Origin of the sequence: Pseudoalteromonas sp. P1-11 (assembly GCF_001399995.1) — a bacterium.
Lineage (GTDB): Bacteria > Pseudomonadota > Gammaproteobacteria > Enterobacterales > Alteromonadaceae > Pseudoalteromonas > Pseudoalteromonas atlantica.
Map to the genome: position 1 here is coordinate 254,925 of NZ_LJSP01000006.1, position 23,856 is coordinate 278,780.

Consider the following 23,856-nt stretch of genomic DNA (forward strand, 5'->3'; position numbering starts at 1 on the left):
CGTTTAGTTTATAGCTATCTGCCGTTAGTTAGCTCAAGATTTAACTAAACTACACTTCAAAAAGCACGGTTTACAGGCCGTGCTTTTTACATTCACCTCTACAATTACTCATCAGTATCTTAGCCACCTAGTATAGCCATTATTTCAATACCTATTTCTGTAACTCTGTAATAAATGCTGTCTGAGCAACAAACGTCAGGTCGACAGCCTATACGTATATGGTCAACTGATTGGTAGGAATAGGGGTTTGCTGGTAGTTTTTCAAACATAGAGAAGAAACTATAAAAGTAGTTGTCCGCTTGCTGTTGTGAAAATGCTTGGCAGTCATATTGATAAATGCGGCGCAAATCCTCTTTGCCATCGTTTGAAAGTTTAAATATGAGCACTACTTAATGCTTGATTTGAATTCTGCTAACATTTGATCGGCCGATTGATCACTAAAACCGCTTTTTTCTGAGTTAGCAAGCTTACCATTTATTGCTTCTGCTCTTCTTGCACGGCGAATTAAATCATTCACCAATTCACTTTTATTTGTGTACTCCCCCCACGTTTTCAACGTAATTACGAAGCCATAAATCATTCTGTTCAGTAAGTGAAATACTTTGCCTTGCCATAATGTGTTCCTATAACTTTAAGCTGGTGCAGTTTTACTCCAGCATGAAAAATACGCAATTAAACTTTTATCTTTTCCTTGAGCCTTTGCTCTCGCTCCCCTAAAATAGCGCCCTGCAAAATTACTGAGGTCGGCCGTGTTAGTTAATTACAATCCCCCAATGAGTCCGTATTTAACAATACTGCACCAAGATGACGACTTGCTCATCGTTAATAAACCCAGCGAACTTTTAACCGTCCCAGGTAAAGATCCAAAACATGCCGATAGCTTAATTAATCGCATTAACCGTGTTTTTCCTACAGCTAAAATAGTGCACCGCCTAGATATGGCAACCTCGGGCATACTTTGCCTTGCTATGAATAAGGCAGCTCATAGGCATTTAAGTATGCAGTTTCAAGAACGTGAAACTGCAAAACGCTATATTGCACGTGTTTACGGCCAACTTGAGCAAGATACCGGATCGGTTGATTTGCCACTTATATGTGATTGGCCTAATCGTCCTAAGCAAATGGTTGATTATGAAAACGGTAAGCCCTCGCTAACCCACTTTAAAATACTTGCACGAGAAGCGGGCGCAACACGTGTAGAGCTCACGCCAATTACGGGGCGCTCGCACCAATTACGCGTGCACATGCTAAGCCTTGGCCACCCAATACTGGGCGATAGACTTTATGCCCATAAAGAGGCCCTAGCCGCGTCGCCACGTTTACAACTACATGCGCAAATGTTGCAACTAAAACACCCCGTGACCGAGCAAGTACTGACCTTTGAGGTAGAGCCCGACTTTTAATAGGTAAAGCCCGCAAAGTTAGTACTAAACTTTTACCTTAGTGCGCCGATACTTAGTTATTACTCACGTTTTGGGCTTACTATGATATCTGCGCAGCTAATCAAAAAAACGCTACAAAGTGTATGTTGTTGCTCTGCGTTATGCTTAAGCGCATATGCCAGTGCTGCAGAGCATATAGCCCCACCTTCTTTATCAAGTATCGAAAATAGCGATATAAAGCGTCTACTACCCAATGATGAAGTTAAACCCATACTTGCTGGTGATACAGAGTTTTTAAGTTTGTATAGCGAATACATGAGCCGAGATTTTAGAGGTATTGTATTACTCATTCCTGATTGGAATTCTACCCCCACCAGCAATGCAGGCATGAGTTACCTGCGAAAAGAGCTTACTAATTTAGGTTACACAACCTACGCCATGACAGTACCCGATATAGATTGGCAAGCAAGTGACATGGCTGCACCGGCACAAGCAGCTACCCAATCAAGCACGCAATCAAGTACGCAAGCGCAAAATGAAGAGCCAACAAAAACGGCGCAAAGTAACAGCGACGGTGCTGTTACAACGGCTCAAGAGCCACACTTTGTTAATGCCATTGATTTGGTGAGTAATGAGGTACTAAGTAATTATAAAACTAATTTAATAATGCGTTATGAGGCGCTCTATCAAAACGCGATGAGCGAGCCAAATAATATTGTCGTCATAGCACAAGGTACCAGTGCGGGAGTATTGCTAGAATACTATGCCGATTTTCCTGACTCGCGAATAGATGCGTTTATAAGCTTAAGTAGTTATTTACCTAATACACAGCGCAATAAAGGTTTAGCGCAAACCACATCGCTGGTGACCCCCGCCTTACTTGATATTTACTATGCAAATGACAATACCGATATACTTATGAGCCTTAAAAACCGCCAGCGCTGGGTAAATCGAAATGCTAAATTTGATTACCGCCAGCGCCAACTCTTTGGCCTGCGCGATGCGCCAGAGCAGCATGCACGGTTAACTAAAGTGATAGACGGTTTTTTACGCCGCCTTTTTTAAATACTCGTAAGCCGCTTGAATATCTTGGCTTTTTTTAACTGCTACTTCCATCATGTGTTTAGGCAGCCCTTGAGAGACTAATTTATCAGGGTGATGCTGCGCCATTAATTTACGATACGCTACTTTAATATCTCGTTGCGTCGCGTCATTACTTAACCCTAATAAAGCCAAGGCCTGTGAGCGGTTCATGCTGTTATTAGGGGGCACATGATGACCAGAGCCTTCACGGTAACTGCTACTTTGACCTTGCTGCTGTTGCCTATACTGTTGTTGCTGCTGTCTAAAACTAAATTCAGCTTGGTAACGCTTAAGAATAAAAGCAAAATGAGTTTTAGAAATACCTAATTGCTTACTTACCTCTTGCAAGAGCTGTTTTTCTTGCTCTGCGAGCACGCCATCAGAAAACGCCATTTGAATTTGAATTTCTAAAAACAGTTGCAGTAAGTCGTAACGTTTTGCAAAGCGTTCTTTAAAGTCATGTACTGTTTCTTTAATCGAAAAGTCGCTGTCTTTACCTGATTGAAATGCATGCTGAGCTTCGCGGCGCTCATCGCCCTTTAGCCCCATTTCATCCATAAACATACTTGCCGCTTTTATATGCACCTCGCTTACGCGACCGTTCGACTTTGCAATATGCCCCATAACCGCAAAGCAGCTCGAAAAAAACAACGCTTGGCGCTCGTTTACATCATCACCTTTAAACAAACCTGAAAAGCCCCCAGCTTTATCAAAATCGTTTTTTAAGCTTTTATCAAATAAATGGCCGAGGTATAAACCTAAAATGGCACCAAAAATTTTGCCAAACATAAAGCCAAAACAAAAACCGAGTATTTTTCCCCACATCTAATTAACTGCCTCTATTAAAGTGTGTTTTGTATGCGCTCGTTGAGCTGCGCGAGTCGCTGTGGTGTGCCTATATCGTCCCACTGACCAATATAAAGCTCAGTTGAGATAACTTGTTGGGCGAGTTTTTCTCGCAGTATTGGCCCAAGCGGGCGTATGCCAGGCTCTAAACCTTTAAAAAAATTAGCGTGGTAACGGCTAATCCCCGAAAATGTATACTTTTGACTCTCAGCCGATAAGTGACTTAACGCAAAATCCCCTTTTTCATTATGAGGTGGGTTTTCTACTAACACTATGTGAGCCTCGCCGTCTTGCAGGTGCAATTGTGTAAGCGCACTCACATCGTAATCTGTGTATACATCGCCATTAATTACAATAAATTGCTCACCTAGTAATGGCAGCGCCTGAATAATTCCGCCTGCGGTTTCAAGGCCGCCCTCAGCCTCTTGGCTATATTCAATGCGCACACTAAACTCAGCACCATTTTTAAAATAGCTTTTTATTTTATCCCCTTGCCAAGCTAGGTTTATAACAATGTTAGTAATGCCAGCGGCTTTAAGGTTATTAATATGGTGCTCAATCAGCGGTTTACCCGCCACTTTTAGCATAGGTTTAGGCATAGCTTGTGTAAGCGGCATCATTCGCTGGCCGCGCCCGGCAGCTAAAATCATGGCTTTCATGTGCGCTCCTTAGCTAATTTTAGTGTTACCTGCGGTATTACAATGCTGCTTACCCACTCACTTAACGCTGCAAGCTCTGGATAGGTTTTAGCAACATCAACAATGTAATCCAACGTCGGTAAAATATTATCAAGGTAGCCGGTTTTACCATCGCGTAAATAGAGCCGGCAAAATATTCCCGCTGCCTTTAAATGGCGCTGAATACCCGTTAAATCAAACCACTGTTTAAACTGCTCAAAAGAAGTATCTGTTGTTAATTTTTGCGCTGTAAATTCTTCATATCCGTACTCAAGCAGCTGATTAAGCTGTGCTTGTGGCAACTTAAAGTAGCAATCACGTAGCAGCGACACTAAGTCATAGCACAGCGGCCCGCGCACGGCATCTTGGTAATCTATAATTGCCCACCGCTCATTGCTATACATAATATTACGGCTGTGATAATCACGATGAACCGTGACCGTAGGCTGCGCTAGCATAGCGTTCGTTAATAGCTCACAGCTTTGCTGCCAAAGTGTTTTTTGCTCAGTACTCATTGTTAAGCCAATAAAATCAGTAACCAGCCATTGGCTAAAAATATTCAGCTCAAGGTGAATAAATTCTTTATTATAATTTTGCATAGCTGCTGATTCAGGTGTTTTGGCCCAGCTTGCCGCTAAACGGATTAATTGCTTGTAATATTCATCTCTATTTGGTTCATCGAGCTTATCGGCTAAGTGTGTATTTCCTAAGTCACTTAACACAAAAAAGCCTTGTTCTTCATCGCTTGCAATTATTTCAGGCAATAAAAAGCCGTTGTCGGTGAATACTTTATTAAGAGAGGTATACGGAGCGTTATTTACTTTTTGTGGGTCGGAGTCCATCACAATAAACGCTTTTCCGGCACAGCTTAAACGGTAATAACGGCGAAAGCTGGCATCCCCAGTAATGGCTACTAAGGAGTGTGGTTTAGCATCAAAGTGCGTATTTATAAATAGTTGTAAATTATCTAAGCGTGTCATTATATAAGATGTCTATTTTTATAGGTCAATTACTGTATTTGCCATTGTTTTCCTTTATTATGTCTAGCTTATAATAAACCAAAGAGCATTAAGGTCGATAAATGAGCAAAACCTGGGGCATATTGATGCTAGGCGTAATTAGCGCACCATCGCTTGCCGAAACTGAACTGGCACACAACTTATGTGGCATTTCAATGCAAACCAGAGCTTGGCAACCTCTACCAAACTTAGCGGTAGGATCGGTTGATATACAAGCTGACGATGTAGAGCTCCTAGGCACACAAAGCGCTGAATTTACCGGCAATGTTGATATTAACACCCTTGATATGAGTTTGTCCGCACAAACTGCGCTTATAGATAAACAGCGCGGTTTGCTTAATGCAACAGGCCCTATTACTTATCAAGACCGGGTAAGCCAAGTAAACAGCTCAGGTTTAAATGCCGATTTAAATAATTCAGAAATAAGCCTGCTAGGTGCCGATTACAGCTTAACAGCGCAACAAGGTAAAGGTGGCGCCGAAAAACTCACCGTCAACGAGTCTGGCTTATTGTTAATGAATGCAAGCTTTACTACTTGCCCAAGCGATACACCCGTGTGGGAAATAGAAGCCGACGAAATTAACCTCTCTCGTGAAGAAGGCTGGGGCGAAACCTATAATGCCGTTTTACGTATTCTTGATACCCCCGTTTTATATTTACCTTATTTCACGTTTCCACTGGATGAGCGACGCAAGTCGGGCTTATTAACACCAAGCATTTCAAGCTCCGACCGTTACGGCCTTGAAACTGTTACGCCTTATTATTGGAATATTGCGCCTAATTTTGACGCCACTATTACACCACGTTATATGTCGCGCAAAGGCTTACAATTGCAAACTGAGTTTAGATACCTCACAGAGCAACATGAAGGCTTAGTCGGTATTGAGTATTTAGATAGCGATGATTCGGAGCCAAGCCTTGATGAACGCTATATGTTTCATTGGCAGCAACAAAGCTATTTAAGTGAAGACTGGCGCGCCAATATTGATGTAACTAACGTCAGTGATGACAACTACATCACCGATTTAAGCTCTAATTACGCAAATAAAACCGATACCCAACTTTATCGTACCGGCTCTGTGACTCACCTTGGTGACACATGGCGTACCGATATTAAATTTCAAAACTTTGAAGTACTGGGCGATCACTTAGAGTCGTATGCCGCGGTTCCACAAATTAGCTTTACACAAACCGCCCCGTGGCGTTTTGATAACTTTGATTTTAGTTTGTCGGGTGAAGTAAGCCACTTTACCAACGACTCTTCAGAAATAGCCATAGACAGTGCTACCCGTGTACACGTAGAGCCAAAAGCGCGCTTTAACTACGCAACACATGCGTGGTCGTTTCTCTCAGAAGTGAGCTTATTGCAAACTAACTACAAACAAAGTGGTAATTTAACGGGCACTCAATATAGCGATAGCGTTTCGCGTACCTTACCAAAAGTACGTTTGTACTCGCAGCTTAACTTTGAACGTGACACCTCGACCTTTTTTGAAGATGGCATTCAAACTCTTGAGCCACAAATACAGTATTTATATACCCCTAATAAGGATCAATCTGAGATAGGTCTATTTGACACCACCCGCTTACAGGATGACTTTTTTGGCCTATTTAGAGATACGCGCTTTTCGGGTGTAGACCGTATAGCCGCAGCTAACCAATTTACGTTAGGTGCAACAACACGCTTATTTGATAATAAACACGAAGAAGTGTTTAACTTTAGCGCGGGTCAAATTTTTTACCTAAACGACTCAGCTAAACCTACCGAGCAAGATTTAGACTCAGAGACAAACTACAACGCCCTTTTTGCAGCGCAAACAATGCTACATTGGCACCGCCGTTGGTACCTCTCAGCGGGTATGCAATACGACACGGATGGTAAGCAAATGATCCAGTCAAATGTCACCCTCGATTACAAAGGTGACAATAATGAGCTAGTTCAATTGAACCATCGCTATGCAAATGATGTCTCAGGAAATACAATCGAGCAAACGGGTGTATTTACAAGTATCCCAATTAGTGATCAGTGGCAATTTATTGCAAGCTACCACCGGGACCTTGAAAATAATCGAAGCATCGAATTTTTAAGCGGATTACAGTATGAATCATGCTGTTGGGCAATCCAAATTACTGGTCACCGTCAGATTGAAACCGATTTAAATCAGTCTATCGGGCAGCAACAAGCCACTTTTGATTCAGGTATTAGTTTAAACTTTGTATTAAAAGGACTTGGCAGTAAGAGCCGTTACGATGCACAAAAATTATTACAACAAGGTATTTTTGGCTACCGTAGACCGTATTTTCTTAATAATTAAGGCAAACGAGCAATTAAGGTGATACTTTAAAGCCCTAAAATGCAGTACGCCCTGTTTTAAAGCAGTACTATTAGAAGAGTAGTAAAAAGAATATGAATTTAAAAAAACTATTATCAACAGCTATTTTAAGCTTAAGCTTATGCCATGGCGTATTTGCCGCCCCACAGGAAATCGACAAGGTAATTGGTGTTGTAAACCAAGGCGTAATTTTAAAAAGTGAAGTAGACACCATAATTAATCGTGTTAAAAAGCAAGCCGCAGAGCAAGGCCAACAACTTCCTAAAGACGAAACGCTTCGCGTACAAGCCGTTGAGCGTTTAGTTAACCAAACGCTTATGATGCAAATGGCTGAACGTATGGGCCTTGAAATTTCAGACAGCCAGTTAGACCAAACACTCGCGAATATGGCAAAAGATCAAGGCGGCAGCATTGCCGATCTTCGTCGTACCATTGAAGCCGCTGGCGAGAGTTTTCAAGCCTACCGCGAAGAAATTCGTAAAGAGATCACCACCCAACAGGTTACCCGTGCCAATGTAGATCGTCGAATCTATATTAGCCAACAAGAAGTAGATAACCTGTTAAAGATAATGGAAAGCCAAGGTCAAAACTCTGAAGAGTATGATATTGGCCACATCCTTATTGATATTCCTAACGATGCAACAGCAGATGAAATCACCAGTGCTAAAACCCGTGCTGACAAAGTTATTGAACTATTAAACGATGGCCAAGAGTTTAAACGCATCGCTATTTCATCATCAGGTGGCTCAAAAGCACTTGAAGGCGGACAACTCGGTTATATGGGTATCAACGAAATGCCTTCGTTATTTGCCGAAGCTGTAAAAGGTCAAAAGAAAGGCGCTATTGTTGGCCCGCTTCGCTCGGGTGCTGGCTTTCATATAATTAAGGTGCAAGATGTACGTGGTCGCCAATTAGTAGAAACTACAGAAGTACGCTCACGCCATATTCTTATTAAGCCTTCAATTATTTTAAGTGAAGAAAAAGCACGTAGCATGCTAGCAGGATTTGCCAAAGATTTACGCGCAGGAAAAGCAGACTTTGCTGAGCTTGCTAAAGAATACTCAGAAGATCCAGGCTCAGCCCTTAAAGGCGGTGAGTATGATTGGACTGACCCTACAACGTATGTACCCGCGTTTAAAGATACTTTGTTATCACTTGATAAAAATCAAATTAGTGAACCATTTAGAACACAATTTGGTTGGCACATAGTACAACTTTTAGATAAACGTGTAGCAGATAAAACCGAGCTAGCTAAACGTAACCGTGCGCACGGCATGTTGTTTAATCGTAAATTTAAAGAAGAAAGTTTTAACTGGCAGCAAGAAATGCGCGAACAAGCCCATGTTGAAATTTTCCCTATAGACGAGTAATTATGACATTACGAATTGCAATTACCCCGGGTGAACCTGCGGGGATTGGCCCTGACTTGCTGCTGCAATTAGCGCAGCAACCATGGCAAGCACAACTGGTCGCTATCGCCGACAAACAGTTATTAAAAGAACGCGCTCAACACTTGGGCCTTAATATTGAGCTAATTGATTTTGATGAAAATGCCCCTGCAGCTATAGCGCCTGCAGGTAGCATTTATATTCACCAAGTAGATTTAGGCACTGACGTTAAGCTAGGTAAACTAGACGACTTAAATGGCCAATACGTGCTTGATACCTTACGTATTGCCAGCGAAAAAAATATGGACGGTACCTTTGATGCCGTTGTCACGGGCCCTGTTCATAAAGGGATTATTAATAAAGCCGGTATTTCCTTTAGTGGCCACACTGAGTACTTTGCTCAGCAGTCGGGCACCTCTGATGTAGTAATGATGCTAGCAACTGAAGGCTTGCGTGTTGCCCTAGTAACAACGCATATACCACTGGCTTATGTATCGCGTGCTATTACACAAGAGCGCTTAACTAAAGTTATTAGTATTTTAAACCACGACTTACAAACTAAGTTTGGTATTGAGCAACCAAAAATTTTAGTGTGTGGATTAAACCCCCATGCCGGCGAAGACGGTCATTTAGGCACTGAGGAAATAGAAACAATTTCACCTACGCTTGAGCTTTTAAACAGCCAAGGCATGAATTTAATTGGTCCGCTTCCTGCTGATACCCTATTTCAGGATAAATACCTCTCTCAAGCCGATGCCGTGCTTGCTATGTATCACGATCAGGGTTTACCTGTGCTAAAATACAAGGGATTTGGTAACTCGGTAAATATAACCTTAGGTTTACCATTTATCCGCACTTCGGTTGATCACGGTACTGCGCTTGATTTAGCAGGCACCGGTGACGCTGAAGTTGGCAGTTTTGAATTAGCGATCCGCGAAGCAATTAAGCTCGCCCATGAAAAAGCACAGAATCAATGACCGATAAAGTACATTTAGGACACCGCGCCCGTAAACGTTTTGGGCAAAACTTTTTATTTGATGAATCTATCATTGATAAAATAGTGACTGCAATCGATCCTAAACCACAAGACAACTTAGTAGAGATTGGCCCAGGTTTAGGCGCAATTACCGAGCCTGTTGCCGATTTAAGCGGCCAACTTACTGTTGTTGAGCTAGATAAAGACTTAGCTCAGCGTTTAATTGAGCACCCTTTTTTAGGTCCTAAATTAAACGTAAACCAAGGCGATGCAATGAAGTTTGACTTTGCAAGCCTTGTACGCGATGACAAAAAATTAAAAGTGTTTGGTAACCTGCCTTACAATATTTCTACGCCATTACTGTTTCATCTTTTTGAGTTTGCTGATCATATTGAGCACATGCACTTTATGCTGCAAAAAGAAGTAGTAAAACGTATGGTTGCAGGCCCAGGCAGCAAAACCTTTGGCCGCTTAAGTGTAATGACACAGTACTACTGCCACGCAATGCCCGTGGTTGAAGTACCGCCAGAGTGTTTTAAACCAGCACCTAAAGTAGACTCTGCGGTTATTCGTCTGATCCCTAAAAAAGCCGAGCAACGTACCGCTAAAAGCGTGAAAATTTTAAACACCGTGTGTTTAGAAGCCTTTAATCAACGCCGTAAAACATTGCGTAACAGCTTAGGCAACTTACTCACCGCAGATGAGCTTACCAGCATTGGTATTGATATTACTTTGCGTGCTGAAAGCCTAACGTTACAACAATTTATTGATATAGCTAATTGGATTTATGACAACAAGCAGTAATATTGGCTCTCCTGTAAAAGTCTCTGTAGAGACTTTTTATGTTGAAGGGCAATCTCAGCCTGAGCTAGAAAAGTACGTTTTTGCCTACTCAGTGACAATTAAAAACCACAGTCTTTGCAGCGCTACACTTTTGAGCCGTTATTGGTTGATCACCGATGCCAATGGTAAAGAAGTTGAAGTAGAAGGCGAAGGCGTTGTGGGCGAAACCCCCGTTATAGGCCCAGGCGAAACTTATAAATACACCAGTGGCGCAATATTGGACACCCCTGTTGGCACCATGCAGGGACACTACACACTGCGCAATGAGTTTGGCTCTGAGTTTGAAGCACCTATAAGCGTATTTCGTTTAGCGTGCCCTAACATTTTACATTAGTAAAAAGCGCCATGGCTGATTACGCAATTGGTGATTTACAAGGCTGCTTTGAAGAGTTTAGCCGCTTGCTCAAACGGGTTGACTTTAACCCAAGCAAAGATCACCTTTATTTAGTGGGCGATATCGTCGCACGTGGGCCGGACTCTCTGGCCTGCCTAGATTATATTTATCGCCATCAAGACAGCATGACTGTTACTTTAGGCAATCATGATTTACACATGGTTGCCTGTCACTATCTTAATAAGCCAATCAACCCCAAAGATAAACTCGGTGCTATTTTTGATAGTAAAAAGCTTCCTCACTATATCGCCTATTTGCAAACTCAGCCGCTTGCTATTTATTTAGCACAGCATCGCAGCTTTATATCGCATGCAGGGCTTAACCCTAATTGGTCTATAGAAAGCGCACTTAAATACGCACAGTTTGCTCAGCGTTGTTATCAATCGGCAAATGCTAAGCACTTTTTTGAAAAAATGTATCAGCCTCATCCCGCTATATGGCATGACGATTTAAACGAATTTGATAAGTTTAGGTACATTGTTAACTACTTTACCCGCATGCGCTTTTTAACCAGCAACAACACGTTAGAGCTTAGTGCGAAAGGCGCAATTAGCGATAATAAAACGTTAACAGCCTGGTTCACTCACCCTAATATAAAAGCATTAGAAAACAACCTTATATTTGGCCATTGGGCCGCTCTTGAAGGGGTTACTCAGCTCAATCACATACATGCGCTCGATACCGGATGCATATGGGGCGGTGCTTTAACGATGATGAACTTGCAAACTAAGCAAAAAATAGTAGAAAAGCCGACGCTTTTATCTAAATAAACTGTAAAACCCCACCACATATGTTAAATTTAAATTAATAGATATTAATTGCTTAACTTATTGGTTAAAAAGCCGATAAGATGTGATTGAAGTACTTTAATTGGAAATCCATATGAATCTGACAGTAAGCCAACGAATTTGGTGTGGTTTTATATTTATCACCTTATTACTCATAATCATTGGTGGTAACTCTTTAATAAAAATTGCGAGCATTGACCGCTCTACCCAGCAGGTAAACCAGTTATCACTGCCCGCGCTTAATAAAAGCTCAGAACTACAAGCTGAATTTATTTTAATGAGTAAAGCAGCCCAAGCTAGTTTTTATACCACCTCAAGCGCACAGCTCACCCCTATAAAACAAAAAGTACTTGAGCAAAAAGACAAATTCAACTCGCTGCACGCCGACCTTCAACGTGTTGTAAAAAACGATGCATCACTGAGTCAAAAAAGCCAAGCTGTAGAAAAAACCTACTTAAGCTTTTTAGGTACGGTCGAAAACCTATTAGCTGATAAAGATAAACAACTAGCACTTAATAAAACCCTCACAGCACAGCTTGAAACAATTGAGATTGCAGCTGAAGATGCCAATTCAGTCGTGCTTGATATCACAGATATTACTAACTTTGAGCAAAATCACCCACGCGCTTACCAAGCCGCCAATAACTTAGAAAACAACTTTATGTCTGTGGTGAGTAACAGTACCGATATGCTCACGGTTAAGACGACAAACACCTTAGATATTGTAAAAAATGAGCAAGCTTATTACCTTGACGAAGTAATTCGTACTTTAACGTTAATAAAGCCAGCTATAGAGCAAGATAACAACGACCTATACAGTGATTTACAAGCATACGTTGATACGCTGATAGAAAATATTAGCGGTAATAATAGCCTAGCGGCCAATAAGCAGCGCCTTATTGACGCTATCGCACTTACCGAAAAAGAACTTGCCCAATCAGAGCAAGCGACCACTATGGCACTGTCGCAAATTGATGATTTAGTAACACAAGCAAGTACTGTAGCTTACAAATTACAAGAAGGTGTTCGCGAGGATGTAGACTCAGCGACGCTCTGGACATGGGCAGGTATGATCATCGCAACGTTAATTGCAATTGCAATTGCGATTCTTACCGTTAATAGAATCACTAAGCCACTGGCTGAGGTTAATCGGATTTTAGATATTGTTGCCAGCGGTGATATGACCCAACGCTTAGATGACTCTGCAAAAGATGAATTTGGCGAGCTATCAAAAAGCTGTAACACCCTTATAGATAGCCTACGTAGCTTAATTAAGGGCATTATTTCACGCTCAACTCAATTAGCAGCGGCGTCTGAGCAAACATCGGCCATTACCGGTGAGTCAAGCCAAGCTATCCGTAACCAACAAGCACAAGTAGAGCAAGCGGCAACAGCCACAACCGAAATGAGCAGCACGTCGCAAACAGTAAGCAACAGCGCACAGCAGGCACTTAACGAAATAAAAAATGCCGATAAAGAAGCTGAACGTGTAAAAGGTATATCTCATCAGAACAAAGCCACTATTGAGCAACTTGCTCGCGAGGTGGACGATGCATCAGGTGTTATCAATAAGCTTCATCAAGACAGCGCATCTATAGGCAGTATTTTAGATGTAATACGCGGCATTGCAGAGCAAACCAATCTATTAGCACTTAACGCTGCAATTGAAGCAGCGCGTGCAGGTGAATATGGCCGAGGTTTTGCGGTAGTAGCGGATGAAGTACGCTCACTGGCAAGCAAAACGCAAGAGTCGACCCAAGAGATACAATCTATGATTGAATCGCTTCAAAGTGGCGCAGAAGCGGCTGTAACAGCAATGGATAAAGGTAAACAGCAAGCAGAATCATGTGTTGAACAAAGCGACTTAGCAAGCAGCGCATTAGACTCAATTACACTTGCCGTATCGCAAGCACACGATGTAAGTGAAGAAATCTCTACCGCAGCTCAAGAGCAACAACAAGTATCACAAGAAATTAGTGAACGTTTAGAATCTATTGTAGCCATAGCCGAGCAAACAGCTGAGGGTGCAAATCAAACAAACATTTCAAGCTCAGAAGTAGCCAAACTTGCTGAAGAGCTAAGAATATCGGTAGAAAACTTTAAGGTGTAATGCACACCTAACAGCAGTAAATTAACGCAATAAAAAACCCGATACTGTTACTCAGTATCGGGTTTTTTGTTTACTTGTTTTAACGCTTAGCGAGAAGCACGCTGGCGATTGCCGCCCACTTTAGGCTTAGTGTTAGCCTTTTTAAATTGGCTAAACCCAGTATGGCGCGTTAAGGCTGGGCGCCCTCCTTTACCTTTACCAGCGCCTTTATGTGCTTTTTCATCGCGGCCTTCTTCTGGCACTAAGCAATTTGGGCCTTTACCAATTAGATTAGCTTTCCCCATACTACGCAGTGCATCGCGGATCATTGGCCAACCCGATGGATCGTGATAACGCAATATGGCTTTGTGTAAGCGACGTTGGCGCGCTCCTTTTGGCACGGGTACTTGCTCTTTATTGTTTTTAATATTACGCAACGAGTTCATTTCTGTATGGTAAATGGTGGTTGCATTGGCCATAGGCGACGGGTAAAAGTTTTGTACTTGGTCTAACTTAAAGTCGTTAGATTTAAGCCACAATGCCATGTTAACCATGTCTTCGTCTTTGGTACCTGGGTGCGCTGAAATAAAGTACGGTATTAAGTACTGCTTTTTACCCGCTTCTTTTGAGTACTTATCAAATAGTTCTTTAAATTGATCGTAAGCACCCATGCCCGGCTTCATCATTTTAGACAAAGGGCCATCTTCTGTGTGCTCAGGGGCAATTTTTAAATAGCCACCCACATGATGCGTCACCAACTCTTTTACATAGCGAGGGTCTTGTACGGCTAGATCGTAACGAACGCCTGAGGCGATCAAAATCTTTTTAATGCCTTTCACTTCACGGGCTTTTTTGTATAAATCGATAGTAGGTGTATGGTCTGTATCCATGTGCTTACATATATCAGGGTAAACACATGAAAGTCGTCTACAGGTACTTTCTGCTTTTTTGCTCGTACAGCGTAATTTATACATGTTGGCCGTTGGGCCACCTAAATCAGAAATAACACCGGTAAAACCAGGTACTTTATCTCTAATTTGTTCTATTTCATCAATAATCGACTCTTGCGAGCGACTTTGAATAATACGTCCTTCATGCTCGGTAATAGAGCAGAACGAACAGCCACCAAAACAGCCACGCATAATATTAACCGACGTTTTAATCATATCGTAGGCTGGTATTTTTGCATCACCATAACTTGGGTGCGGTATACGCTGATAAGGCAAACCAAATACATCATCCATCTCATGGGTTTCGAGCGGAAATGCCGGCGGGTTAACCCAAATAGAGCGATCGCCATGGCGCTGAAATAACGCACGAGCACAACCTGGGTTGGTCTCTTGGTGCAAAATGCGCGAAGCATGGGCATAAAGCGGTTTATTAACGCTTACTTGCTCAAATGCAGGCAGTTTAACGTATGTTTTTTCCCACGGTTTAGGGCGCGCAGGTTGAATGGTAATGGGTTTAGCGGCCTCGGCTTTTAAATCAATACCGGCTTGCTTAAACTCTGATTTACTACACCCAACATCATCAGCTCCATAGGGGTTTGGGATAGGATCAATTTTGCCTATTTTATCAATCGCTGTTGAATCACTTCCGCGCCAGCCCGGTATTGGCTCTTTACGAATAACCGCTGTACCACGAATATCCTGAATTGTATCCATAGTTTCGCCAGCGGCTATACGGTGGGCTACTTCCACCAGCGGGCGCTCTGCATTACCATAAATAAGGATGTCGGCTTTGGCATCAAATAAAATACTACGGCGTACTTTTTCTTGCCAGTAGTCGTAATGAGCAATACGGCGCAAGCTTGCTTCAATACCACCAATAACAATAGGCACACCTTTGTAGGCTTCGCGTAAGCGCTGAGAGTAAATCATCACCGCACGGTCAGGGCGCTTGCCACCCACATTACCTGGTGTATAGGCATCGTCATGGCGCATTCGTTTTTCTGCCGTGTAGCGGTTGATCATCGAATCCATGTTGCCGGCTGTTACACCAAAAAATAAGTTTGGTTTACCAAGCCCCATAAAGGCATCTTTTGATTGCCAATCTGGCTGAGCAATTATACCTACTCTAAAGCCTTGCGCTTCAAGTACACGGCCAATAACCGCCATACCAAAACTAGGGTGATCTACATAGGCATCGCCGCTAATAATTATAATGTCGCAGCTATCCCAGCCAAGAGCGTCCATTTCTTCGCGAGTGGTAGGTAAAAATGGGGCGGTGCCATAACATTCAGCCCAATATTTGGGGTATGAAAATAGCGCGCGTTCAGCTTTAAGGGAGCTCATAGTTTTGGCCGTAGAATAACAAAAGGCGCGAATTATATCCTAATACATTGCTTATTTATACAACATTACCTAGAGATATCGCGCCTACTGTAAAGTCTGTTGATATTAAGTTTTTTTATTTCGCTCTTTAATAAACTCTAAAAGTTCATGCTCAGGCATTGGCTTAGCGTACATAAAACCTTGTACTTCATCACACCCTAAGTTTTTCAAAAACTCTGCCTGCTGCTGTGTTTCTACACCTTCAGCAATTGTTTTTAGTCCTAGTTTAGCACCAAGCGACACCACTAAAGCAGCAATAGCACCGGTATCGTTATCGGGTAAATCTTTTACAAATGCGCGGTCTATTTTAAGCCTATCAAGCGGTAAACTTTGTAAGTAACTTAACGAAGAAAAGCCCGTTCCAAAATCATCAATCGCCACTTCTACGCCTAATTCTTTTAACTCTTTTAGGGTATTGATCACGGTTTCTAATTCATCCATTACCACGCTTTCAGTCACTTCTAACTCTATATTGCAGGGTTTAACATCGTACTTTTGTAAGGTGTTTTTTACTGTTGTAGCGTAGCCTTTAACCTTAAATTGCGGCACAGATACATTTACAGCAATGCAAATTTCTTCACCGAGTGCCTCTAAGCGTCTTTGCTGTTGGCAAGCTTGTTCTAAAACCCATTGGCCAATATCAACAATTAAACCGGCATCCTCAGCTAAAGGCACAAACACCGCGGGAGATATAAACGAGCCATCTTCTGATGGCCAGCGCAGCAATGCTTCACAGCCAATCAAAGATAAATTATCGAGTGAAAGCTGAGGCTGATACCACACTTGGAGCTTTTGCCGAGCAAAGTCATGACGTAACTGCCTAATAATACCTAAGCGCCAAGCCATTTTGTCTTGCATATCAATATCGTAGTAAATACCCTCTTTGCATTTAAGCTTTTTAGCTTGGTTTAATGCAATATAGGCAACTTTGAGTGTATCTAACCCAGTACTTTGAAAGTCTTGCTGCTGACATAAACCAATTCTAAAATCGACAGGCAAAATATGCTCGCCAGCACTAAAAGGCACACTTAGCACGTCGTTAAATTGTTCAAGGTCAAACTCCGTTTGGCGAATAATAAAGCCAAATACATCTGCACCAATACGCGACAATAACTTTGCGTCTGGGTAAGCATCTTTAAGCCGCTTTACAATCTCGATTAACAAATGATTGCCAATTTCTTGTCCTAAGCCATTGTTAATATCTGCAAAACCAATCACATCAATTAATACAAAAACGTAGTCATTAACATGTGGTTTTTGATAACGCACCACCCGCTCAATAAAATTAGTACGATTAGAAATACCGGTTAGTACATCTTTGTAGGCCGCATCTCTTAGTTTTACAAACAGCCTTACGTTATCAAGGGCTACACTCACATTAGTAAGAAAAATCTCTGCAAATTGCAGCTGCGCATCACTCGGTTTATGCTCGCACTCTAAATAAATAGCAGCCTGGCGGTGCTTACTTTTAACAATAAAAGTTACGCTCGAATCAGTTTGGCAATGCTGAGCCGACTCAAAACACTGATCTACTTGTTCAAGCGCAACGCTATCAACATTAACAAGCTTTTCACCAAAGTAGCTCTCATAATGGCCACTGCCACCCAATACTTGAATAAAGTTATCGCCATCTAGCTTACTGCATACCAACCCAACTTGTTGGCACTCTAAAATAATGCCCAAGTGTTTAATAATCTCTTTGCACAACACTTTAATATCGGTAAGCCCTAAAATAGACTTTGAAGCCGAAACAATGGTGTTCATCGCATCACTTTGATACTCAAGTTGGCACACTTGCTCGTACGAGCGAATAGCGGTAATTAAAGAAGTTACTAATTTAGAACGAGTTAACTCTGTTTTTGTTTTATAGTCGTTAATGTCATATTCGCGAATTACTTTTTCTTCTGGGGTGTTGCCCGCTTGGCCGGTACGTAAAATAATTCGCACATGCTGATTGTTAAGCTCTTCGCGTACGCGTTTTACAACTTGCAAACCCGCATCATCAGATTCCATCACTACATCTAAAAAAATAACGGAAATTGTATTATTGTTTTTGAGTATTTCGATGGCTTCGCTGCCAGAGTACGCATCGTGAAAACGCAGCCCTGCCCCCCAAAACTCTACGCCCGATAACGCAAGCTTAGTCACTGAATGTATTTCAGGATCGTCATCAACGATCAAAACATCCCAAAAATCAGATAATTCTTGGGTTATTTCTTCTTCGCTGTCTGGCGCTAAAAATAAAAAATCGCTTTGCTCTGACGACATTATCTACCCTTTATCAGTTTTAATACTTATATAAGCTCATACCTATGTGCTAAAAATATATTTTTGGTTTATAGGCTAATTCATACTATAGTCGATTAATAAAAAGTTGTTATATTTCAAACTAAAAAACTCGTAAAAGGTGTGCCTATTAAATTTTTTAAAATCCTTATAAAAACGCTCTTATTGTTAGTTTTAGTGGCTATTTTGATTGGTTTAACCCTGCCGCAAAATTACAGCGTAAATAAAAACATACAAATAAATGCCAATGTAGCGACTGTTAAATCGCTGGTGTCTGACTTTAGCCTTTGGCATACATGGTCACCTTGGGGCAAAGTAGATCCTTCTATCACTTTTACTTTAGGCGAACCTAGTCGCGGTATAGGCGCGCATCAATCGTGGCAAAGTGACTGGGGGTATGGAGAAATGACCATTACTTCGCTTTCACAAAATAAAATGACCTTTAATGCGCTTTTAAAAAATGAGCATATTATTGAAGGTGAAATTACATTTACCGAAGTAGAAGGTGTGGTAAATGTAACGTGTAATATTAATGGCCAAACCAATACCCCGCTAATTTCGGGTTATCTATCAATTTTTAGTGAGTATGTATTAAGCAATACAGTGTCACTTGGCTTAAATAACTTGCAAACAGTGGCGCAATTACGCGACCAAAAAACACAGCTGGATAACGATGACAGTAAAATCAGCCCAAGCGAGAATTAACCTCGCCAATATAATTGAGTCTTTACTTGGCTACCCCGTAAAAAAAATAACCACAAATACTGGGCAACCAAGTACAGATCAAAGTTACGGCTCTAAAGGCGATCTAAACCCGCTTTATCACATAAATAGCGATAACCCTATTTTAGCGCGCGCCCAAAAGCGCCAAGATTTACTGCTTATAAAACAGCAGCAAAATATAGAAACCATTTTAGCTAAAGCAATGGAATTTTGTCCCGATGTGGCAAGTAATAAGCAACCAGATGCCGACTGGATAGAACGCTTTATTGCCCTATGTGAAGACACCTCAAATGAATCGATGCAAACACTGTGGGCTAAAATTTTAACTGGCGAGACCCTCAACCCCGGTACATTTTCTATAAAAAGCTTACAAACACTCAAGCATATGACCCAACGCGAAGCAGATGCATTACAAAAGTGTGTATCGCTGAGCAGCTACAACGCAAAAGACGACAGTCACTTTATCTTATTAGGGTTTTATAAAAAGCCTTCGCTTTTCGACTTACTACGAAAAGGCAATAAGGTATCGCTAAATTTAGGAAAAACGGGGATCAGCTTTCCTGACATTTTAACGCTTATGGATCTTAATTTACTCTACAGAAAAGAAATAGAATCGGCGGTATTAAAAGCAGGTCAAGAACTCACCCTGTCGTTTTTATCGCAAAAAGTGACGTTAAAAGCTAAAAGCAGTGACTTAGTATTAAGCTATTACAAGTTTACCCAAACAGGCGATGAGCTTTCTAAGCTTATTAATTACCCTGTAAATAAGGTGTATAAGCAATTAATTAATAATGCATTGGAGGGAGAATTTGATTTAACGTGGCATGTTAATAAATAACACACCACGCTGTAAGCTCACTAATTAAAAGTGAACTTGAATACCCGCAAATGGGCCTGATGCGTCAATATCGGTATTAATATCATCAACATCATCTAGCTCTAACGTCATTGAGCGGTAACCCGCTTTAATAGCTACATCTACCGCTAGGTTATCAATAAGTTCATACGCTACGCCTACTTGGTAGTCTTGTACTTTACTATCGTCGATAGCTAAAAAGCTGCCTTCAAAAAACACGCTTAAACCCGTAAATGGTAAGCCTGCTTCAGCACGGCCATACGCAAGTGGAACAAAGCCCGAAAAATCTTTAGTCTCAGAGAAGTTAGTGCCGCCTTGTTGAGTAGTACCAGTTACAACAATGTCACCGTCAAACTGCTTTGCGTTTAAACCTAAATCAATTGAAATTAAATCGTTATCAAAAATTTCGTAATAAAGAATGTAATCAATGTGAGTTAAATCACTTAATGTATTTGCAGTTGTACCAACTACGTAATCTGAGCCATTAAAGCTAAACGTATCAGTAAGGGTTGCTGAGCCATTAAGTTCAAGCTCAGTGTATTTAAGCTTTAGGTTAGGAACTAATGGCACTGGGTGCTCTAGTGCCGCGTAGTAGCTAATAAAGGTTTCGTCTTCAAAATTAAAATCTTGTGGTGCGTTATCTTTGTAAGAAAACTGACCGTCGTTATCTGACTGCCAGCCATCAACACCTACATATAAACCTAATAGAGTGTCTGCCTGTGCTGCAGGGGCTAAACATGCCATTGAAAGGGCAGCTGCTAAACAATACTTTTTCATTTTTTATCCTTGAGCTAGTAGTTCGCTAAGTTCGATTAAAGCCGCATTGGCTCTTGAAATATAATTTGCCATAACTAAAGAATGATTTGCCACAAAGCCAAAACCATTCCCGTTTAATATAATTGGGCTCCACACGGTTTCTTGTGTTGCCTCAAGCTCACGTATAATTTGCTGTAAGCTTACACGTGCATTTTTCTTTTCTAATACATCAGCAAAGTCATACTCAACCGCTTGTAAAAAGTGTAATAACGCCCATGTTGCACCGCGCGACTCATAAAACACGTCGTCTATTTCCCACCACGACGTTCTTACTTGCTGCTGAAGTGGTGTGTAGGTCGCTTGCGTGTTTGAAGAATTACCTGCTAAATCGGTATTTACTTTGTCTTGGCCAACACTTGCACTTAAACGCTGACTTAAACTGCCTAAGCGCTTTTCGGCTTCTTTTAACCAGCTACGTAGATTATCTGCACGTGAATAAAATTGGCTATCGCGCTCATGCTCGTTAGCAATTTGTGAGCGGTATACAAGAAGATAGTCTATTCCCTTTTGGTACTCTCCCTCGGCACTTGGCCATGCCCATGCCTCAGAGCTGATATTAAATTGCGGCTGCGCTTTTTTAAGGGCTTCATGTTCGGTAGATTGCGACTGTGAACGGCTAAAGTCTTTACGCATTGATAGCGCTAAATCACGCACCATTTCGAGCGCACCATATTCCCACGCAGGCATGTCATCCATTATCACACTTGGCGGCATTACATCGTTTGATAAATACCCACCTTGCTTATCAAGTAATGTGCTAGCAACGGTAATAAGCGTTGAGGTGGTTGTATAGCCTGTTACCATTTTTTCGTTGCGTGCTTGCGCGGTTTCTTTTGCATTAGTTACTACGTTAAAACGTGCCGGCTCAATGCTCCAATAAACTGCAATAGCGTAAAAAATAATAAGTAGTACCACCAAGGCACCAGCTATTTTTCCTTTATGTTGCGACATTTATCCTCCTAGTGATGAGCGTGTTGTTTTTTAGATGGCTTTGAATGCGCAGCTTGCGCTTCAAGCGAAACCACTTGAGCATTAGTAAACAAGCGGTTACCGTCACTAAAATATAGCGTGAGTTTACGTTCTTGCCCTACTTTTAGTGGCTCTTGTGGATCAAATACCATTAAATGGTAACCACCAGGCTCAAAGCTTAGGCTTTCATGGCCCTTAATGGTGACGGCTTTAACCTGTTGCATTTTCATCATGCCGTTGACATGTTTGTGCTCATGTATTTCTACACGGCCTAAACCTTCGATGGTTGCTTTAGTTAATTTAGCAACACCACCACCGTGGTTAGAAATTGTTAAATAGCCAACACTCGACTTACTACCAGGCAAAAACGCCCTTACTTGTGCATGGCTTACTTCAAGCTTAGCTTCGTCTGTATCGTGGCTGTGCCCAGCATGTGCAGCAACCGATGACGAAAACACATTAATCATTAACGCCGAGGCCATAAAAAAGCACTGCTTCATCATCGCTTTATTCCTTGTGAAAGCATAAAATTTCACTTTAAATTTAACATAGTTAACTAATAATAGTCAGTTAAATTAAGGCTTAAGAGGTTACTTTTTTGTTATCGAGCACCAACCAGCACAGTACAGCCACAAATAATAATGGCCAGGCTATCATCACTGAACCAAATAACAGTGCCAAAATGGTGCCAACCAGCGCGACAATCCCTGCGCCTATTAACCCCATGGTCACTAAAGCCATTACGGCTACCACTGCAATAATAGCAACTAATACACCAGCCAGCTCGAGCCCTACCCAGCTCATATCTGCAATCCACAGTGGGAACTGCCATGAATCAAAATGTATTAGCGACACAGTATCAGTAAAAAGTAACACATATACGACAACACATATTGCTAAGGTTTTCATATCCCTCTCCTAATACGCACGCTCTTCAAGGCAGCAGTGAGCAATCAAATAACCAAGCGCCACTGCAAACGGAAAACTTATAAATAATAAAATAGTTACTAAGCGTGTTGACCACACTGGAAAATCAAGGCGACGCGCTAACCCACTGCATACGCCCGATATTTTTTTATTCAGTGAATCTTTGTACCAACCACGCTGTGTTTTAAAGTTATTCATACTTTACTCCTTAAGCGCTTGGCGCAGTTGTACTGGTATTACTTTGCTTAACACTGGCTTTTAAACGAGCCAGCTCTGCATCTATTTTTTCATTTTTAACTAAAGACTCAATTTGCTCAGCGGTTGATTGCGCTGTATTTGTAAGTTCATAAGCATCAACCTGTGCTTCTATGCCTTCCACTTTTTGCTCTATCATTTCAAAGCGAGACAAAGCATTTGCGACCTTGTCACTGTGTAATTGCATGTTCACTTTTTCACGTGCAACAACAATATCGTGGCGTTTTATTAATTGAGCTTGTTTGCTTTTAGCTTGCGCCATTTTTTGCTGTAAGCGCTCACAATCTGCCGTAATTTTCTCTATCGACTCTTTTAGAGTATTTAGCTGAGTGTTTTTTGCTGCAATTTGCTCATCTACTCGCTGTTTTTCTACTAACGCAGACTTGGCTAAATCGTCACGGTTTTTAGCAACTGCCAGCTCAGCTTTTGTTTGCCACAAAGTTAAGTCTTTTTGTTTTTGTACAATTTGGCGTTTAAGCGCTTTTTCTTCGCACAGTAAGGCTGCGGCAGTGCTTCTACATTCGTTAAGCGCTTCTTGCATTTCACTTAGCATAAGGTTGAGGAGTTTTTCTGGGTCTTCTGCTTTATCCAGCATGGCAGCAATATTAGATTGGATAACATCATTTACGCGATTAAATATACTCATTGTTTTGTCCTGTTGTTTTTAATTGATAATAACAACAAGATTCCAAGAGTTATGCCAAGTAACAAAAAGTTATTTATAAGCATTTAAATTCAATCAGTTAGACAGCTAATAAGTTATTTTAAACTGACTAAAAACTGAATATTAATAAGCGAAAATCACTAATTTATTTATCTTTTGACTAAATTTTAGTTATAAAAAAACCACTTTAAAAAGTGGTTTTTTTATAA

Annotated in this window: 24 protein-coding genes; 11 read left to right on the forward strand and 13 right to left on the reverse strand. The window is 41.4% G+C overall.

Annotation, left to right across the window (positions count from 1 at the left end; all coding sequences use genetic code 11):
* Nucleotides 1–119: 119 nt before the first annotated feature.
* Nucleotides 120–386, reverse strand: coding sequence for a type II toxin-antitoxin system RelE/ParE family toxin (locus AN390_RS19665; RefSeq protein ID WP_095206771.1), 267 nt, complete (start codon nt 384–386; stop codon nt 120–122).
* A complete protein-coding gene (locus AN390_RS19945; protein WP_269083496.1) occupies nt 386–517 on the reverse strand; it encodes a hypothetical protein in 132 nt (43 codons plus the stop codon). The genes AN390_RS19665 and AN390_RS19945 overlap by 1 nt, the downstream gene beginning before the upstream one ends.
* A gap of 232 nt (nt 518–749) precedes the next feature.
* Here AN390_RS19945 and rluA point away from each other — a divergent pair, with 232 nt between their 5' ends.
* Both rluA and AN390_RS12855 read left to right on the forward strand, forming a co-directional pair.
* Nucleotides 750–1,403, forward strand: coding sequence for a bifunctional tRNA pseudouridine(32) synthase/23S rRNA pseudouridine(746) synthase RluA (gene rluA / locus AN390_RS12850; RefSeq protein ID WP_095206772.1), 654 nt, complete (start codon nt 750–752; stop codon nt 1,401–1,403).
* An 81-nt stretch (nt 1,404–1,484) separates the two neighbouring features.
* Nucleotides 1,485–2,447 (forward strand): DUF3530 family protein, encoded by a 963-nt coding sequence (locus AN390_RS12855; RefSeq protein WP_055254913.1) that lies wholly within the window; start codon nt 1,485–1,487, stop codon nt 2,445–2,447.
* On the opposite strand, the gene djlA is transcribed toward AN390_RS12855, so the two are convergent.
* Genes djlA through AN390_RS12870 form a run of 3 tightly spaced genes read right to left on the reverse strand, consistent with a single transcriptional unit; the run spans nt 2,430 to nt 4,968 of the window.
* Complete coding sequence (djlA, locus tag AN390_RS12860) at nt 2,430–3,290, reverse strand: co-chaperone DjlA (protein WP_004585862.1); 861 nt, start codon at nt 3,288–3,290, stop codon at nt 2,430–2,432. The genes AN390_RS12855 and djlA overlap by 18 nt on opposite strands.
* 17 nt (nt 3,291–3,307) lie before the next feature.
* On the reverse strand, nt 3,308–3,970 hold the full coding sequence (gene murU, locus AN390_RS12865) for an N-acetylmuramate alpha-1-phosphate uridylyltransferase MurU (RefSeq protein WP_055254915.1): 663 nt from the start codon (nt 3,968–3,970) through the stop codon (nt 3,308–3,310).
* A complete protein-coding gene (locus tag AN390_RS12870; protein ID WP_055254917.1) occupies nt 3,967–4,968 on the reverse strand; it encodes an aminoglycoside phosphotransferase family protein in 1,002 nt (333 codons plus the stop codon). The genes murU and AN390_RS12870 overlap by 4 nt, the downstream gene beginning before the upstream one ends.
* Before the next feature lie 101 nt (nt 4,969–5,069).
* Between AN390_RS12870 and lptD the strand changes: the two genes are divergently transcribed.
* The 7 genes from lptD to AN390_RS12905 all read left to right on the forward strand — a co-directional run bounded on the left by lptD (nt 5,070) and on the right by AN390_RS12905 (nt 13,839).
* Complete coding sequence (gene lptD / locus AN390_RS12875; RefSeq protein WP_055254919.1) at nt 5,070–7,322, forward strand: LPS assembly protein LptD; 2,253 nt, start codon at nt 5,070–5,072, stop codon at nt 7,320–7,322.
* A gap of 92 nt (nt 7,323–7,414) precedes the next feature.
* Nucleotides 7,415–8,710, forward strand: a complete 1,296-nt coding sequence (surA, locus tag AN390_RS12880; protein ID WP_055254921.1) for a peptidylprolyl isomerase SurA — start codon at nt 7,415–7,417, stop codon at nt 8,708–8,710.
* A gap of 2 nt (nt 8,711–8,712) precedes the next feature.
* Complete coding sequence (gene pdxA / locus AN390_RS12885; protein WP_055254924.1) at nt 8,713–9,705, forward strand: 4-hydroxythreonine-4-phosphate dehydrogenase PdxA; 993 nt, start codon at nt 8,713–8,715, stop codon at nt 9,703–9,705.
* The gene (gene rsmA, locus AN390_RS12890; RefSeq protein ID WP_004585856.1) at nt 9,702–10,508 is read left to right on the forward strand and encodes a 16S rRNA (adenine(1518)-N(6)/adenine(1519)-N(6))-dimethyltransferase RsmA; all 807 of its coding nucleotides are present in this window, start codon (nt 9,702–9,704) and stop codon (nt 10,506–10,508) included. The genes pdxA and rsmA overlap by 4 nt, the downstream gene beginning before the upstream one ends.
* Complete coding sequence (gene apaG / locus AN390_RS12895) at nt 10,492–10,881, forward strand: Co2+/Mg2+ efflux protein ApaG (RefSeq protein ID WP_004585855.1); 390 nt, start codon at nt 10,492–10,494, stop codon at nt 10,879–10,881. The genes rsmA and apaG overlap by 17 nt, the downstream gene beginning before the upstream one ends.
* Before the next feature lie 11 nt (nt 10,882–10,892).
* A complete protein-coding gene (locus AN390_RS12900) occupies nt 10,893–11,711 on the forward strand; it encodes a symmetrical bis(5'-nucleosyl)-tetraphosphatase (RefSeq protein WP_055254926.1) in 819 nt (272 codons plus the stop codon).
* A 112-nt stretch (nt 11,712–11,823) separates the two neighbouring features.
* Nucleotides 11,824–13,839: a methyl-accepting chemotaxis protein gene (locus AN390_RS12905; protein ID WP_004585853.1), complete on the forward strand. Its 2,016-nt coding sequence runs from the start codon at nt 11,824–11,826 to the stop codon at nt 13,837–13,839.
* Nucleotides 13,840–13,925: 86 nt separating this feature from the next.
* Here the strand turns inward: AN390_RS12905 and AN390_RS12910 are convergent, their stop codons facing one another.
* Together AN390_RS12910 and AN390_RS12915 are read right to left on the reverse strand one after the other, a co-directional pair.
* Nucleotides 13,926–16,112 (reverse strand): YgiQ family radical SAM protein, encoded by a 2,187-nt coding sequence (locus tag AN390_RS12910; RefSeq protein WP_024031514.1) that lies wholly within the window; start codon nt 16,110–16,112, stop codon nt 13,926–13,928.
* Between the two features lie 105 nt (nt 16,113–16,217).
* Nucleotides 16,218–18,419 (reverse strand): EAL domain-containing protein, encoded by a 2,202-nt coding sequence (locus tag AN390_RS12915; RefSeq protein ID WP_055254928.1) that lies wholly within the window; start codon nt 18,417–18,419, stop codon nt 16,218–16,220.
* Between the two features lie 141 nt (nt 18,420–18,560).
* On the opposite strand from AN390_RS12915, the gene AN390_RS12920 reads away from it, so the two are divergent.
* The gene (locus tag AN390_RS12920) at nt 18,561–19,142 is read left to right on the forward strand and encodes an SRPBCC family protein (RefSeq protein WP_004585850.1); all 582 of its coding nucleotides are present in this window, start codon (nt 18,561–18,563) and stop codon (nt 19,140–19,142) included.
* Nucleotides 19,111–19,998: a TIGR03899 family protein gene (locus AN390_RS12925; protein ID WP_055254930.1), complete on the forward strand. Its 888-nt coding sequence runs from the start codon at nt 19,111–19,113 to the stop codon at nt 19,996–19,998. The genes AN390_RS12920 and AN390_RS12925 overlap by 32 nt, the downstream gene beginning before the upstream one ends.
* Before the next feature lie 24 nt (nt 19,999–20,022).
* Here AN390_RS12925 and AN390_RS12930 read toward each other — a convergent pair whose 3' ends face one another.
* The 6 genes from AN390_RS12930 to AN390_RS12955 form a co-directional block, all read right to left on the reverse strand.
* The gene (locus tag AN390_RS12930; RefSeq protein ID WP_004585848.1) at nt 20,023–20,793 is read right to left on the reverse strand and encodes a TIGR04219 family outer membrane beta-barrel protein; all 771 of its coding nucleotides are present in this window, start codon (nt 20,791–20,793) and stop codon (nt 20,023–20,025) included.
* Nucleotides 20,794–20,796: 3 nt separating this feature from the next.
* Nucleotides 20,797–21,783: a DUF2333 family protein gene (locus AN390_RS12935; protein ID WP_004585847.1), complete on the reverse strand. Its 987-nt coding sequence runs from the start codon at nt 21,781–21,783 to the stop codon at nt 20,797–20,799.
* Nucleotides 21,784–21,791: 8 nt separating this feature from the next.
* Nucleotides 21,792–22,304, reverse strand: coding sequence for a copper chaperone PCu(A)C (locus tag AN390_RS12940; RefSeq protein ID WP_029773289.1), 513 nt, complete (start codon nt 22,302–22,304; stop codon nt 21,792–21,794).
* 79 nt (nt 22,305–22,383) lie between these two features.
* Nucleotides 22,384–22,710, reverse strand: coding sequence for a hypothetical protein (locus tag AN390_RS12945; protein ID WP_024031509.1), 327 nt, complete (start codon nt 22,708–22,710; stop codon nt 22,384–22,386).
* A 9-nt stretch (nt 22,711–22,719) separates the two neighbouring features.
* The gene (locus AN390_RS12950) at nt 22,720–22,926 is read right to left on the reverse strand and encodes a PspC domain-containing protein (protein WP_024031508.1); all 207 of its coding nucleotides are present in this window, start codon (nt 22,924–22,926) and stop codon (nt 22,720–22,722) included.
* Nucleotides 22,927–22,936: 10 nt separating this feature from the next.
* Nucleotides 22,937–23,629 carry a PspA/IM30 family protein gene (locus tag AN390_RS12955; RefSeq protein WP_055254932.1) on the reverse strand — a complete coding sequence of 231 codons (693 nt, stop codon included), beginning with the start codon at nt 23,627–23,629 and terminating at the stop codon, nt 22,937–22,939.
* Nucleotides 23,630–23,856 lie beyond the last annotated feature (227 nt).

Coding starts and splice junctions, on each gene's coding strand:
- djlA (WP_004585862.1), bottom strand. CDS start 3,290: ATGTGGGGAAAAATACTCGGTTTTTGTTTTGGCTTTATGTTTGGCAAA.
- pdxA (WP_055254924.1), top strand. CDS start 8,713: ATGACATTACGAATTGCAATTACCCCGGGTGAACCTGCGGGGATTGGC.
- murU (WP_055254915.1), bottom strand. CDS start 3,970: ATGAAAGCCATGATTTTAGCTGCCGGGCGCGGCCAGCGAATGATGCCG.
- apaG (WP_004585855.1), top strand. CDS start 10,492: ATGACAACAAGCAGTAATATTGGCTCTCCTGTAAAAGTCTCTGTAGAG.
- AN390_RS12915 (WP_055254928.1), bottom strand. CDS start 18,419: ATGTCGTCAGAGCAAAGCGATTTTTTATTTTTAGCGCCAGACAGCGAA.
- AN390_RS12930 (WP_004585848.1), bottom strand. CDS start 20,793: ATGAAAAAGTATTGTTTAGCAGCTGCCCTTTCAATGGCATGTTTAGCC.
- AN390_RS12940 (WP_029773289.1), bottom strand. CDS start 22,304: ATGATGAAGCAGTGCTTTTTTATGGCCTCGGCGTTAATGATTAATGTG.
- AN390_RS12925 (WP_055254930.1), top strand. CDS start 19,111: ATGACAGTAAAATCAGCCCAAGCGAGAATTAACCTCGCCAATATAATT.
- AN390_RS12955 (WP_055254932.1), bottom strand. CDS start 23,629: ATGAGTATATTTAATCGCGTAAATGATGTTATCCAATCTAATATTGCT.
- AN390_RS12870 (WP_055254917.1), bottom strand. CDS start 4,968: ATGACACGCTTAGATAATTTACAACTATTTATAAATACGCACTTTGAT.
- rsmA (WP_004585856.1), top strand. CDS start 9,702: ATGACCGATAAAGTACATTTAGGACACCGCGCCCGTAAACGTTTTGGG.
- AN390_RS12910 (WP_024031514.1), bottom strand. CDS start 16,112: ATGAGCTCCCTTAAAGCTGAACGCGCGCTATTTTCATACCCCAAATAT.
- AN390_RS12900 (WP_055254926.1), top strand. CDS start 10,893: ATGGCTGATTACGCAATTGGTGATTTACAAGGCTGCTTTGAAGAGTTT.
- AN390_RS12935 (WP_004585847.1), bottom strand. CDS start 21,783: ATGTCGCAACATAAAGGAAAAATAGCTGGTGCCTTGGTGGTACTACTT.
- surA (WP_055254921.1), top strand. CDS start 7,415: ATGAATTTAAAAAAACTATTATCAACAGCTATTTTAAGCTTAAGCTTA.
- AN390_RS12950 (WP_024031508.1), bottom strand. CDS start 22,926: ATGAATAACTTTAAAACACAGCGTGGTTGGTACAAAGATTCACTGAAT.
- AN390_RS12855 (WP_055254913.1), top strand. CDS start 1,485: ATGATATCTGCGCAGCTAATCAAAAAAACGCTACAAAGTGTATGTTGT.
- lptD (WP_055254919.1), top strand. CDS start 5,070: ATGAGCAAAACCTGGGGCATATTGATGCTAGGCGTAATTAGCGCACCA.
- AN390_RS12945 (WP_024031509.1), bottom strand. CDS start 22,710: ATGAAAACCTTAGCAATATGTGTTGTCGTATATGTGTTACTTTTTACT.
- AN390_RS12905 (WP_004585853.1), top strand. CDS start 11,824: ATGAATCTGACAGTAAGCCAACGAATTTGGTGTGGTTTTATATTTATC.